Below are 13850 nucleotides of genomic sequence, written 5' to 3'. Positions count from 1 at the left end.
AGCGGTCAAATGCTTGGATGGAAAGATGCAAAATCCTCGTCAAGAACTTTGAGAGAACTTTAGCGAATGCGACTGCCAAGGTTAATCTTTGTTTTATTCGGTTGATGGTTAAGAGGCTTGCTGCACCTTCTTAGATGTCAAATGGGTTCTATAGAGCTTCTCGGTGGAGTCCAATACAGACCTAACAAGAACAGCCCCTTTCCTACCTCTCCCTAACCCTTTCCTACGAGGCTTTATGATTTAGGGGGTGCACAGTTAGCTGTGCACCCTTAGCAAGGTATTTGTATCAACTTGAAAGTACACCCGTAGGGGCACGGCACTGCCGTGCCCCTACACCTCGTGATGTAATGTTGTACCGCATCTGAATGAGAACCGCTATATATCTGTAAACGAGATTTTAGTGTCTCAACCTAGCAAACAATTGTGATTAATTTACGTAGTGTATTCAGCGTTAATCCTCACGTAGTCATAACTCAAATCACAACCCCAAGCTTTACCTGAACCATGACCATTGCCAACGTTAACAGAGATTAATACTGTATCTTCTTGGAGATAAGCACCCGTCGCTGCTTTTTTCAAATAAGCACTCGCTGCTGCACGGTCAAATTGCAGAGGTTGCCCGTTTTCCAACATTAAGAAATTCCCTAGCTTAATTTGCAGGTTTTCTTGCTCAAAAGGCACACCTGCACGTCCGGCGGCGGCGGCGATGCGTCCCCAATTTGGATCTCGCCCAAAGATTGCAGATTTAACTAAGGATGAACCAGCGATGGTTTTGGCTATTTGTCGGGCAGAGATTTCATCATGGACCCCTGTTACTTCCACTTCAATTAGACAGGTTGCGCCTTCACCATCACGAGCGATCGCTTTGGCTAAATGCTGACAAACTGCTGTTAACATGGCCTCTAATTTCTCTGCTTCTGCTCCCCATCCTGTAATTGCTGGGGTACGAGATTGACCGTTTGCCAAGGCGATTAAGCTGTCATTGGTGCTAGTATCACCATCCACAGTAATGGAATTAAAGCTTCTATCTGCTGCCCTTGATAACATCTGCTGCCAAAGGTGAGGCGAAACCACGGCATCACAAGTAACAAATGCCAGCATGGTTGCCATGTTGGGGTGAATCATGCCGGAACCTTTGGCAATGCCGCCAATTCGTACCGGGCGTTCGCTTATAGTTGTCTCTAAGGCAATGGATTTTGTTACCAAGTCTGTAGTGATAATTGCCCCAGCGGCTGCATCTGAGCCTGTTTCTGATAGTGCTGCTACTACTTTGGGAATTCCACTTCGCAAAGCATCCATCTTAATTCTTTGGCCAATCACACCAGTGGAAGCCAGTAATACAGATTCAGATGGGATGTTTAGTGCTTGGCCTATTGCCATAGCAGATTCTAAAGTATCAAGATAGCCTTGAGTCCCTGTAGCAGCGTTTGCTTGTCCAGCGTTACAGAGGATGGCACGAGCACTTTGTTTAGCTTGCAAGCGTTGGCGACAATATTCTACGCAAGCAGCTTTTACTTGACTGGTGGTAAATACACCTGCTGCGATCGCTTCCACCTCTGAGAATATCAAAGCTAAATCTGGCAACCCTGAAGGTTTCAAACCTGCGGTAATTCCCGCCGCCTGATACCCCCTTGGTGCTGTGATGCCACCTGTGATTTTTTGCCAATCTGCCATTATTCTTCCTTACAAATATCAGTTTGGATAGGTCAATTTGTGCTTTGAAAAAGTTCTGTTAGCGCTAGCGGGGTGTTTAGCCCGTGTTGAGTTAGGAGTTGGGAATTAGGAGTTAGGAGCTATTATTCTCCCCTTGATTCCACTGCCCAGTCCCTAGTTTCTTTTATTGTGAGTTTATTTGCTGATGGCAATAATAATGCACCAGTTGGCGATTAGCATAATTGTTTTTACCTTTCTTATGAAGAAACATAAAAGCGAAAAAGGAAAGCCACTTGGGTCGCTCTCCAGATCATTACGGTGCATCTTTTTCTCACACCATATCATTTACGATGTAAGGGTTAATACTTATTGATTAAGATTATTTCTAAAAATCTGATGAAGCTCCCTCGTAAATACCACAGAAATCAAATAAAAAAGAGAGCCACTTAGGCAGCTCTCCAGATCATCAGGGTGCATCTACTTAGCACAGCATAGCATTTTAGGTATGCGGGTTGTCACCAGTTTTTATATGAAGATTTGGTGAAGAATAACCGGGAAAATACTTAGTTGGGAATTGGGCAGGGGAGAAGATGCCCCTCTGCCCCTCACCTAACAAAGTTGACTTCGCAGACTACTAGTACAACGTTGTGTAAATAAGCCAGCCATTTGAAATGTCTAAAACCCTTACCGAACAGTAATTACGAATTACGCAAAGCTGTATTAGGCGTTCAGTTTTTTCTCCACCAATTCGTTAGTCAGCTTAGGATCAGCACGTTTACCTGTCTTTTTCAGAACTTGTCCGACAAAGAAGCCTTTGAGGTTGGTATTACCGTTGCGATACTTTTCTAGTTCTTTGGGATTGGCGGCTATGACTTCATCAACGATGGGTTCCAGTACACTAGGATCGGTGATTAACTCTTGACCGGCAAAGGCTTTTTCAGGAGAAATACCACTGAGCAAATCTGGTAACTTTTCTTTAGCTTGAGCATTGCTAATTTTGCCAGTTTCAATCCGAGTGATGATCTCAGCTAAATTGGTGGGAGTCAAGCCGATTTCACTAATACTGAGTTTTTGCTTATTGAGGTGGGCTGCGATATCTTGAGTAATCCAGTTTGCAGCAGCTTTCGGATTTGCTCCAGCTGCGATCGCAGTTTCAAAATATTCCGCTATTGAACGATCTTCTGTCAACACTCGCGCATCGTAAGCCGAAAGCCCCAACTCACTTTCATAATGATGGCGTTTTTGGGCTGGTAATTCTGGTAGTTCACTGCGCCATTGCTCTAATTCGGCATCTGTTACCTCAATTGGTGCTAAATCTGGTTCGGGGAAGTAGCGGTAATCGCTAGAACCTTCTTTCACTCGCATACTACTTGTACGTTGAGCACCTTCTTCCCATAGACGAGTTTCTTGGATAATGCGATCACCTGCTTCGATGGCGGCGATTTGGCGCTCAATTTCGTAGTCAATCGCCCGTTGGATGGCGCTGAAGGAGTTCATGTTTTTAATTTCTACCTTGGTGCCAAATTCCTCTCGTCCCACAGGACGCACGGAAATATTGACATCGCAGCGCAGAGATCCTTCTTGCATATTGCCATCACTCACGCCGAGATACCGGACAATTCGGCGTAATTCTTCAGCATATTCAGCAGCTTCTAATCCAGAACGCAAATCAGGTTCCGAGACAATTTCTACTAATGGTATACCTGCGCGATTGTAGTCTACCAAAGAATAGGAAGAACCAGAAAGGCGCTCGCTACCTGCGTGTACCAATTTTCCAGCATCTTCCTCCATGTGCAGACGCGTAATACCAATGCGTTTGCGAGTGGGATTACCCTCAGCATCTACCAACTCAATTTCTAACCAACCATGTTCTGCGATCGGTAGATCATATTGAGAAATTTGGTAATTTTTGGGTAAATCTGGATAAAAATACTGTTTACGGTCAAATTTGCTATATCTAGCGATTTGACAATTTAGTGCCAAACCAGCCTTGACGGCGTATTCTAATACTTTTTGATTGAGTACAGGTAAAACCCCAGGTAAACCCATACAAACTGGGTCAATGTTAGTATTGGGGTCAGCACCAAATGCCGTAGAGCTATTAGAGAAAATCTTGGTATTGGTACTCAGCTGACAATGGGTTTCTAGACCAATAATCGCTTCATACTCAGTTTTTACGGTTGTAGCAGTGGTCATAATATCAATATTTGGGCATAATCCTTCTTAGGGTACTATTGTAGCGGTGTATTGAGTTGCCCTGAAGACGGTTATTTGGGTGAGTAATGCTTACCTTCATGAGCTTGAAAAGGGAGATGCAAACCTAAGGTGAAGAAAATCTAGATTATTGGTTCTGGGGTGCTGGTAAATCTACCTTAGCCCGCGAACTGGGAACCATTTTAGGCTTAGAAGTCATTCACTCGGATGCTTGGTACTGGAATCCTAACGGGGTTGAGTGTCAAATTCAGACTGACAGTGGAATCGTGACTTTATCTAAAGGGAAGTATCTTGTACTAACTGATGACCTCAAATTAGCAAGTTATCTTCCGAGCGTAGAAGCTGACATAATTAACTTTAATAATAAATTAAATAATTAAAAAATATTAGCACTCAAGGCTTGTTAGTGCTAATTTATGACTGAAAATTAATGCCTATGATATAGACCAAAACTAGACTTTTTCTAGATGCTTTAGCTACTTGTTAGACATTATGTTAGAACGAAAATAAAGCTTTCCTGCAAAGAATTTAAAACTAGGAGTACTAGGATGAAATACACTTTTGATATTGTAGGAGTATCTCCACTTTTGCAGTTTTTTAATCACCAACAGCAAAATGGGCAAAAACCACTCCACCAAGGCGTGGAATATTTGGGAATGCATACATGTAGATTAGATACGTTTCTAGAATCGGTGGAATCAGTTCCAGCAAAGTGGGGTTGGAATCTAGATCAAGTGGTAGATACCGTGATTCAGTTTTGGTTGAACAACTCAGACAGTATTCGTTATTGGAAATTCCGTTTAAGTGATGCTGGTAAGGATAATTTATTAGTCGCAAGATTGGCGGATATAAGCGCCTTACAAGCTGAATTTGAATCCCTACTAGATAAAGAGTGGTGAAGAGATAGGTAGAATTGAAAAAGAATTCAGGAGCGGAGCACGAGTTGCTCCGCAATGCCCGCAATATATCTTTACTGCTTGCACTATAGAAAAATTAAGAGTGTGTCTGCGCCCATTAATTCTACGCAGGTTATTATTCATTCTCAACTGAGATTTTAATACATTGGCATTTCTTTTAGCACTGATACAGATTTTACTTATGTGTATGCATACAAATCATGCAAACCCAATATTTGCCAAACTTTCTGCTTGAGCATTATTGTGTCCTGGAAACAATTGCAAATTAAGGCTTTGAGATTCATAGGCACCTGAAAATTACAACTTAGGGGGTCTAAAATAGAGCGTTAAGTGTTGACAATTTTTAAATAATCGAATAACAAGGTGGCAGCAGCATTAAAAAAAGTGTTGGTGCATTCCTACTTAGAAACTAATTAACGCCTTTCATTAAACTTCATACGGATAACATAATTATGCCAGATAATACGGATTACAAAGCTTCCAAATCAGACAATCAAGCTATTGCCTATAAAGAACGCCTCAATTCTTGGGCGATCGCTCGTCTACTTCCTAATACGCAACGGGAGATTGTTGCTCGCTTCCGCAGTCGTTCTGATGCCGATGGCTATATGCGGCACCTCCCCCAGGAAATACCAAATGCTTCCTACATGGTTGTTTTTGATTGTCAACGCCAAGAAGAAGCTGTGATTTAAAGTACAAGTATAGGCAATAGACCTATCTTGAAAATAGGGAACAGCTTACAGTGATAGGGAACAGGGAAAGAGATTTTCGTTTGGAATTGTGCTTGCATGGCGGGCGCTTTATGCTCACTCTGTTCATGACATTTTGCACTCTTGATGTGAAAAGGGAAGGGTTAAGGGGAAAAAGAAAATTCAATCCCTTTAACCCTTCTTAATCCCTTTTCTTTAGCTCATGGACGTAGCTTGCTTAGGGACTTCCAAATAAAAAAATATACCATCGCTATAGAGGCAGGGAGCAGGGAGCAGGGAGCAGGGGGAGGGATAGTCGTAGTGAAGTCCAGAAATTGGATAATTTAATTTCTGGAAGTCCCTTAAAATCGGGGTACAGGAAGCTCGCCTCTAAGTATTTATGCACTTGCGATCAAAAAATTAAAAATCCGATACCAAATAGCCCGTCCTTAGACATTGCTTACACTCCAGATTGCAATTCACGCTTCACTTAAAAATTCTGGATATTGCCAACGAGCATATTGACCTTTGTATTCTACCTTTTCAAATCTGAGTTTCCGAGCCACACTTGCCAATTCACCAAACAGTAAGCCTTTACGCGTCTATGTTGGTGAGCCAGTAACTTTAAGTTTGTTTGCGTTAGCTACACATTAGCGATCGCGTCTCGTAGACAAGCCTAGTACAGCACGGCAGAAATCCATCTACCAATCTCAATTAACAAGACTTGGGGCTTAACAAGGGGATTTTGCTTCTTGTAAAAGGTAGGCAAACTCCCGCCACAGTACCTATGCAGGAACCACTATATATGCATATATTTTACTTATAAATAAATTCCGTAATTGCCCCCTTGCTATTGCTATTTTAGATTACTTAAAAGTAAAAGTTAGTGCAATAAGCCCTGAAAGTGCTTGAGGGTTAATCAGTGATCAAACAGCACCGATATGACTGGTTCAACGCTGTGACATTTTTCCGCAAACGAAAATTACTAGCGCTGTTGCTGGGGATTTTCTTCACAATCTCTGTAGTCCTACTCTGGCAGAGACTTTTAATTCAAACTCCGGGGTTATTAACACAAGTAGTATTGATTGCAGGGTCATTGGTTATTGTCACGCTGTATTTTGCCTTGGAGATCAAAGCAAGTAACCAAGAGATAACAGCAATAAATCAGGAGTTAACTCACAGGATTTTTGAACAGAAGCAGGTAGAAATTGCCCTCCGCACCAGCGAAAATCGTTGGCGACAGTTGCTGGAAACTGTCAAAGTCATTCCTTGGGAATTAGACTTGAAGACTTGGCGATTTATTTACGTTGGGCCACAAGCGGTAGACTTGCTAAATTATCCGATCGCAGAGTGGTACGAAGAAAACTTTTGGGTCAATCATCTACATCCACATGACTTGGAAAAGTCTGTTCGTTTTTGCCAAGAAGCAACTGCTAGGTGCGAAAATCACGAATTGGAATACCGGATGTTAGCAGCCGATGGGCGGGTTGTTTGGCTGCGAGACGTTATTAGCGTAGTTAAGCAAGCAGGAACCCCTACTATGCTGAGAGGGTTTATGTTTGACATTACTGATTTGAAGCTGGTTGAAGAAACCTTGAGACTGAGAGAGAGGGCACTGGCTGCTAGCAGTAATGGAGTTATTATTGCCGATGCTAGACTCGCTTACAATCCAGTTATATACGTCAACCGCGCCTTTGAGAAAATAACAGGCTACAGTGCTACTGATGTGATTGGGCAAAACTGTCGATTTTTGCAACGCACAGATACCCAGCAACCAGCGCTCAATGACCTGCGTTCATCTATTCAAGCTGGAACAAGTTGCAAAGTTGTTCTCCGCAACTATCGCAAAGATGGTACCTTGTTCTGGAATGAATTGAGTATTTCTCCTATCCATGACGAAAATGGCAAGTTAAGCCACTTTATTGGAATTCAGACAGATATTAGCGATGTCTACAACGAGCTTTGCTTACGCAAACTTGCCGAAGCCAGTCTGCGTCGTCAAGCCCTCACCTTTGAAAACATGCATGATGGCGTAATTATCACAGATTTAAACGGAAATATTATTGACTGGAATCCTGCTGCCGAAAACATGTTTGGCTATAGCAAAGCAGAGATTTTAGCTAAGACTCTCACTATTTTGTATAAACCGGAAGCAGCCGCCACATTAAGCGCCAAAATTTTTGAAATAATCAACCAGGAAGGACGCTGGTCAGGGGAAATAAACTTTATTCGTAAAGACGGCAGTGAGGGAATTTGCGAAACAACTGTCGTCTGTTTACAGGATGAACAGGGGAAAACTGTTGCCATTGTTGGCATCAATCACGACATTACCGAAAATAAACGAGCCAAAGAAGCGCTACAACGGCAATTGCATCGAACCCTACTACTTGAACAAATTACTCAGGAAATTCGTCAAAGTCTTGATAGCAGAAAAATATTTGAGACGGCTGCTACCCAAATTGGAAAAGCATTTGGAGCTGAACGCTGTCTGATTCATTCTTACATTAGCGACCCCACACCCCGAATTCCCCTAGTAGCTGAGTATAATATACTCCCTGTTTACAGCTCCATGTTGAAATTGGAAGTTCCCATGACCAACAATCCTCATGCCGAGCAGATGATGGCGCAAGAAATAGCGATCGCTTCTTGTGATGTGTACGTTGATCCTTTACTCCAGGCGGCTGAACCTATCTGCCGACAAATTGGGCTGAAATCTATGCTGTCAATCCGCACCTCCTATCAAGGAGAACCCAATGGTGCGATCGGCTTACATCAGTGCAGCTATTTTCGCCAGTGGACACAAGACGAAATTGAATTACTAGAAGCAGTGGCGGCTCAACTGGGTATTGCTCTAGCGCAGGCTCACTTACTGGAACAAGAAACCCGCCAACGAGAAGAACTTACCTTGAAAAACTTTGCCCTGGAACGGGCAAAACGCCAGGCAGAAGCCGCAAATCGGGCAAAAAGTGAGTTTTTAGCGATGATGAGTCACGAAATCCGTACCCCAATGAATGCTGTTATTGGCATGACTGATCTCCTGCTGGATACTGACCTTACCCCTCAACAGCAAGACTTTGTGGAAACAGTTCGCAGTAGCGGAGATGCTTTGCTCACCATCATCAACGACATTCTAGATTTCTCCAAAATTGAGTCGGGCAAACTGGAATTAGAAGAACAGCCTTTTGATTTGAGGGCTTGTGTGGAACAGGCTATTTCTCTATTAGCCCCTAAAGCTGCTCAAAAGGATCTCGAATTAGCTTACCTGATCCAGCCGCAAGTTCCCACTCAGATCATCGGCGATATGACTCGTCTACGCCAAGTTTTGATGAATCTCCTCAACAATGCGATTAAGTTTACTGAAAATGGAGAAGTGGTACTTTCTGTTGAACTAGGGACTCTTGAAAAAGGCAGGATAGAGAGCGCAGCAGTAGCTCATCCTGGAGCGTCGGCAGGAGGCATGAGGTTCCACTCAGATGGGGATTCAACCTTACCAGCAAGTTACTCTACTTGGGAAGATGCCATCGTCCTACAGTCCTTCGGGCATCTTACGGCGGAAGTCTCCCCAACACTTGAAGAGGCTCCTTTGGATTGGGAAAATGAAGAAGTGGGAGATTTAAACCTCAACTCACTCTGGTCGCGGCAGGAGCCAGATCGCGCAGCATGTGCCTGTTCTCTTGATTTGGATAAAGAAAATTCTTTCCATTCCTCGATACCTATTAAGGAGCCACAATTTCTCTACGAAATTCAATTTGCCATCAAAGATACAGGTATTGGCATCGAACCAGAGAAAATAGAACGGTTATTTCAACCCTTCACTCAGGCTGATGTCTCCATGACTCGGCGATATGGCGGCACAGGATTGGGGCTGGCCATCAGCAAGCGACTCAGTAAGTTGATGGGCGGCACTCTTTGGGTGGAAAGCCAAGGGTTTGTCGGTGGCAATCCTAGCCCTAGATGGAACAGTGGAAAATTTTCCCAAGGTTCGACATTCTATTTCACGATTACTACCAAAGTGGCTGCTCAGTCAGAACAAGCTGAATTTAGTAATTCGCCAGTGCAGCTTGCCAAAAAACGCCTGTTGATTGTGGATGATCATCTAATTAACCGCAAAATTATCCGCTTGCAAGCAGAGTCTTGGAAAATGCAAACTTATGCTGCCAAATCTGGTAAAGAAGCTTTAGCTCAACTTGCTAAGGGAATGCAGTTTGATATTGCCATTTTAGATATGCAGATGCCGGAAATGGATGGCATAACCCTAGCTCGTCAAATCCACAAGCAATCTGGTTGTCAAAACCTACCTCTGGTGATTCTGACCCCTTTGGGTAGACTAGAAACTTCCTCTGACTGTAATGATGTCCAGTTTGCTGCCTCTTTGAGTAAACCCATTAAACAGTCTCAACTCTATGATGTTATTACCCGTGTTTTGGGAAATCAGCCAACCCAAGCCAATAATTCTCATTTTTCCTTGGTTGATCGGCATTTGGCCCATCGACTACCACTGCGAATTCTCCTGGCAGAAGACACGGTTGTAAATCAGAAAGTTGCCCTACTGATGCTACAGAAAATGGGTTATGGGGCGGATGTCGTAACCAATGGGGTAGAAGTGCTCAAGGCTTTGCAAAAACAGCCCTATGACCTAGTGTTGATGGATATCCATATGCCCGAAATGGATGGGTTAGAAGCAACTCGGAGAATCTGTCAAGAATGGGAATTGGGTTCCCGTCCCCATATCATTGCGATAACTGCCAATGCAATGCAAGGCGATCGCGAAATCTGTCTTGCTGCTGGTATGGATGACTACATTAGTAAACCGATTCATCTTCATGAGTTAGCTCAAGCCCTCAGCAAATGTCCACTCCAAAGAAATTCTAAATTCACTTCCATAGGAAAACAAGGTAGAGTGATGTGCTTAGAATTGCAACCTTCGCCAAATATCCTCCAGTTAGGGCAAAACCAGACATTAAAAAGCGCCAATATTGATCCCAAAATTCTCCAATCCTTGCGGGATATGGTCAGAGAGGATCATGTGGCATTCGCTGAACTGATTGAGTGTTATCTTACAGAGACACTGAGATTGCTGGAAGATATCAGCACAGCGATCGCAACTCAGGATACCAAGACTGTATGGAATACAGCCCACCGACTCAAGTCAAGCAGTGCTTCTGTTGGAGCGATCGCCTTGGCGCAGCTTTGCAAAGTGTTAGAAGCACAAGGACGCAGCAGTAAATTAGAAAACAGCGTAGAATTACTGTCAAAACTATATCAGGAGTATGAACAAGTTAAAACTGCCTTAGAAATAGAACTTGCGAAGGAAGCAACATGAATGCCACTGCTCAAGGAAGTCAATCTTTAGTTCTAATTGTTGATGATGAACCTTTTATCCGCATGATACTGCGGCATTTCTTGGAGCGGGAAGGCTATCAAATAGCGGAAGCTCAAAATGGCATAGAGGCTGTAACTGCTTTTAACAAACTACACCCTGATATAGTACTTCTTGATGCCCTAATGCCAGATATGGATGGGTTTGAGTGTTGCACTCAGTTACAACGTCTTGATTGTAGCAAGTACACTCCAGTTTTAATGGTTACAGGACTTGAAGATCAAGAATCAGTTGACCGTGCATTTGAAGTGGGGGCAATGGATTATGTTACCAAACCGATCCACTGGGCAGTTTTGCGACAACGGGTAAAACGCTTGATTGAGCAATCTCAGTTACAGCAAAAACTGGAAGCCGTTAATCTGGAATTGCAGCGGTTAGTTACTATCGATGGATTAACTCAAGTAGCTAACCGCCGACGGTTTGAAGAGTATTTTCACCAAGAATGGCAGCGCATGAAACGGGATCAACAGTCTCTTTCTCTGATCCTTTGCGATGTTGATTTCTTCAAATTATATAACGATACCTATGGTCATCGGGTAGGTGATCGCTGTCTGCAAGAAATTGCTAAAGCCATTAAAGATATTATTAAACGTCCCGGAGACTTAGTTGCCCGTTATGGTGGGGAAGAATTTGCTGTGATTTTACCTAACACAGACACCGAAGGCGCAACTCATGTTGCCGATAAAATTTGCCATGCTGTCCGCACATTAGCAATTCCTCATAAAAATTCCCAAGTTAGTCTTTATGTAACCCTGAGTGCCGGCTTTACGACAGAAATTCCTCAGCCAGATTCTGACATAGAAGAAATGATTGCCGCCGCAGATCGGGCGTTGTATCAAGCAAAGGCAGCAGGACGCGATCGCTTTGTGCAAAATATTCTACTACCCAAAAGTAAAAATTCCCGCTAGGGCTTCATCTGTGACAATCATTAGTATCAAAAGTCCATAGCTAATGACTAATGACTATTTTAAAAATCTACGCCTCGTTTAAGTTCTACACCTTGATTTGCATAGTGTTTGTGGCAGTAAACCTCTGAATGGACGCTAGCCAAGTCAAAGTACGCGGGTGGATTTTGGCAGCGACCAGTAATAATGATTTCGGTGTCGCGGGGTTTGCGGAGTAAAGCTTGGACAATGGGTTCAACGGGGAGTAATTCTAAGTCAACGGTGGGATTTAGTTCATCGAGAATAATGGTTTTATACAGACCAGAGGCGATCGCAACTTTCGCAATTTCCCAACCCCGTTCGGCTTCTACATAATCTAATTCTTGCCGAGAATTTCGCCAGACGATCGCATCTCCACCGCAGCGCTGATGATCCACCACTTCTGGATATGACTGCTGCAAAGCAGCGATCGCAGCATCTTCTGTGTAGCCACTACCACCTTTAAGCCACTGCATAATCAACACACGGGTAGACCCTGGATGATTGATTCCCCTACCAATTGCCTGTAAGGCTTTGCCCAAAGCACTAGTAGACTTACCTTTACCAGCACCAGTATAAATTTCAATCCCTTCAAGGAAGAGGGCTTTGGCTGTTGGGTGGTGATGAGGTTTCATTTCTGAGTGCAAATCTGCAATATCAAGCAACTTTTGCGGTGCAGCGCGTCCGGTGGCGATGATTTCTAACTCTTGGGGTTTGGATTTTAATGTCTTTACCACTTCATCCACTGGTAGCAAACCTAAATCCAGAACGGGGTTAATTTCATCCAAAACGACAACTGAATATAAACCACTAGCGATCGCACCTTTGGCTACATCCCAACCCCGCATCGCTTCATCTCGGTCAAAAGTGGTAATTTCTTCTGGCCCAAAAAATTCGGCTCTCCCGGTGCGAACCTGGTCAATTAAATGGGGAAACCCGCGCTGTAAAGCTGCGATCGCGCCATCTTCGTCATAATCACGTTCTGGCCCTTTTAAAAACCGCAGCAGTAAAACCCGGTTAGAATTGCTAGGCGTATTTATCCCCAAGCCAATAGAGCGCAAAACCACTCCCAAAGCCGCTTGAGATTTACCTTTACCCAGACCATCGTAGACGTGAATTTGACCAATGAGCCGTTCCTGACGCACTTGCGCCGTGCGAATACCAATACCGTTCCTTGTCATTTCTCGAAAAGCTATAACTATGGCAGTCTTTAATCTTACCTAACGTCTTGTACTCTTAGGTAGAGAAACTGCCCTACTAGTGCGTCCGTATGATGTATTAATAATATCAATAAGGAAATACTGGCAAACTAGCATAGTCAAGGACAAAAACAATCAGTTAAGCTACTCCCACGCCTAAAAGGGGATTTCACGTTGACTGTTGACTGTTAACTGTTAACCGTCAACGGCATCGGGGTGTCTATCATCCCATCTTTAGAATATTGGGTTTTCCCGATGCCTTTTTATAATTTCCCCCATCACCCTCACTATCCCAGTTATACTCTCTACAGTTAACCCTTACCCTTGACCATTTATGCCTGAAAATTGGATGCTTCCTAGGATTTTTCCTATTGGTGGAATTCTGTTTGACTTTTTATTTGTACTGATTGCCATCCCCATCGAAGCATATGTTTTGCACAAACGACTAAAATTTGACAAAAAAACTAGCACTTTTTATGCGATTTCTATCAATCTATTTTCTAGTGTAATTGGTTGGATCATATTTTTTGTAACAGAACCAATGTTGCCGATCCAGGTGAAATCAGAATTGATTAACTATATGCTTTTTAATAATTTTAAATCAGCAAATACACAAACTTTAATAATTTTAATCGCTTCTATAATTTTTTTTGCTACTTTTATAATGAAATTTTTTATTTTAAGGGTGTTACTACTATCATTGAGTGAACCAGTTGCTAAAAAAGAAGAGGAGACTCAAACATCTCAACGGCGGCGATGGCGTACTTTTAGCAGCGCTAAATTACAAAGTAGTAATTTAGTAATTACTACATTAATAGCGAATTCTCTGAGTTATAGTGCTATAACCATTATTTTATTGTTTCGCTCAAAGTAAC

Annotated in this window: 8 protein-coding genes; 5 read left to right on the top strand and 3 right to left on the bottom strand. The window is 43.0% G+C overall.

The window, feature by feature from the left end:
- Positions 1–432 precede the first annotated feature (432 nt).
- Both argJ and gatB read right to left on the bottom strand, forming a co-directional pair.
- Positions 433–1674: a bifunctional ornithine acetyltransferase/N-acetylglutamate synthase gene (argJ, locus tag H6G92_RS29875; protein ID WP_190899251.1), complete on the bottom strand. Its 1242-nt coding sequence runs from the start codon at positions 1672–1674 to the stop codon at positions 433–435.
- A 699-nt stretch (positions 1675–2373) separates the two neighbouring features.
- Positions 2374–3849: an Asp-tRNA(Asn)/Glu-tRNA(Gln) amidotransferase subunit GatB gene (gene gatB / locus H6G92_RS29870; protein ID WP_190899248.1), complete on the bottom strand. Its 1476-nt coding sequence runs from the start codon at positions 3847–3849 to the stop codon at positions 2374–2376.
- Positions 3850–4415: 566 nt separating this feature from the next.
- Here gatB and H6G92_RS29865 point away from each other — a divergent pair.
- From H6G92_RS29865 to H6G92_RS29845, 4 genes are all read left to right on the top strand, one after another.
- Positions 4416–4766, top strand: a complete 351-nt coding sequence (locus tag H6G92_RS29865) for a hypothetical protein (RefSeq protein ID WP_190899247.1) — start codon at positions 4416–4418, stop codon at positions 4764–4766.
- A 470-nt stretch (positions 4767–5236) separates the two neighbouring features.
- Positions 5237–5476 (top strand): hypothetical protein, encoded by a 240-nt coding sequence (locus H6G92_RS29860; RefSeq protein WP_190899245.1) that lies wholly within the window; start codon positions 5237–5239, stop codon positions 5474–5476.
- A gap of 919 nt (positions 5477–6395) precedes the next feature.
- Positions 6396–10796, top strand: coding sequence for a PAS domain S-box protein (locus H6G92_RS39785; protein WP_313890009.1), 4401 nt, complete (start codon positions 6396–6398; stop codon positions 10794–10796).
- Positions 10793–11761 (top strand): response regulator, encoded by a 969-nt coding sequence (locus tag H6G92_RS29845; protein ID WP_190899243.1) that lies wholly within the window; start codon positions 10793–10795, stop codon positions 11759–11761. Before H6G92_RS39785 ends, H6G92_RS29845 begins: the two co-directional genes overlap by 4 nt.
- 59 nt (positions 11762–11820) lie before the next feature.
- Here H6G92_RS29845 and H6G92_RS29840 read toward each other — a convergent pair whose 3' ends face one another.
- The gene (locus tag H6G92_RS29840; protein ID WP_069068662.1) at positions 11821–12957 is read right to left on the bottom strand and encodes a cob(I)yrinic acid a,c-diamide adenosyltransferase; all 1137 of its coding nucleotides are present in this window, start codon (positions 12955–12957) and stop codon (positions 11821–11823) included.
- A gap of 352 nt (positions 12958–13309) precedes the next feature.
- On the opposite strand from H6G92_RS29840, the gene fraC reads away from it, so the two are divergent.
- Positions 13310–13849, top strand: coding sequence for a filament integrity protein FraC (fraC, locus tag H6G92_RS29835; protein ID WP_190899241.1), 540 nt, complete (start codon positions 13310–13312; stop codon positions 13847–13849).
- Position 13850 lies beyond the last annotated feature (1 nt).

It is taken from the genome of Nostoc foliaceum FACHB-393 (assembly GCF_014698505.1).
Classification (GTDB): Bacteria; Cyanobacteriota; Cyanobacteriia; order Cyanobacteriales; family Nostocaceae; genus Nostoc; species Nostoc foliaceum_A.
Note: the sequence above shows the minus strand (reverse complement) of the source record. Positions and strands in the feature narration are given on the sequence as shown.

Bases quoted from the DNA above. Each gene is read 5' to 3' on its own strand.
- H6G92_RS29865 (WP_190899247.1), top strand. From the start codon at position 4,416: ATGAAATACACTTTTGATATTGTAGGAGTATCTCCACTTTTGCAGTTT.
- H6G92_RS29840 (WP_069068662.1), bottom strand. From the start codon at position 12,957: ATGACAAGGAACGGTATTGGTATTCGCACGGCGCAAGTGCGTCAGGAA.
- fraC (WP_190899241.1), top strand. From the start codon at position 13,310: ATGCCTGAAAATTGGATGCTTCCTAGGATTTTTCCTATTGGTGGAATT.
- H6G92_RS29860 (WP_190899245.1), top strand. From the start codon at position 5,237: ATGCCAGATAATACGGATTACAAAGCTTCCAAATCAGACAATCAAGCT.
- gatB (WP_190899248.1), bottom strand. From the start codon at position 3,849: ATGACCACTGCTACAACCGTAAAAACTGAGTATGAAGCGATTATTGGT.
- argJ (WP_190899251.1), bottom strand. From the start codon at position 1,674: ATGGCAGATTGGCAAAAAATCACAGGTGGCATCACAGCACCAAGGGGG.
- H6G92_RS29845 (WP_190899243.1), top strand. From the start codon at position 10,793: ATGAATGCCACTGCTCAAGGAAGTCAATCTTTAGTTCTAATTGTTGAT.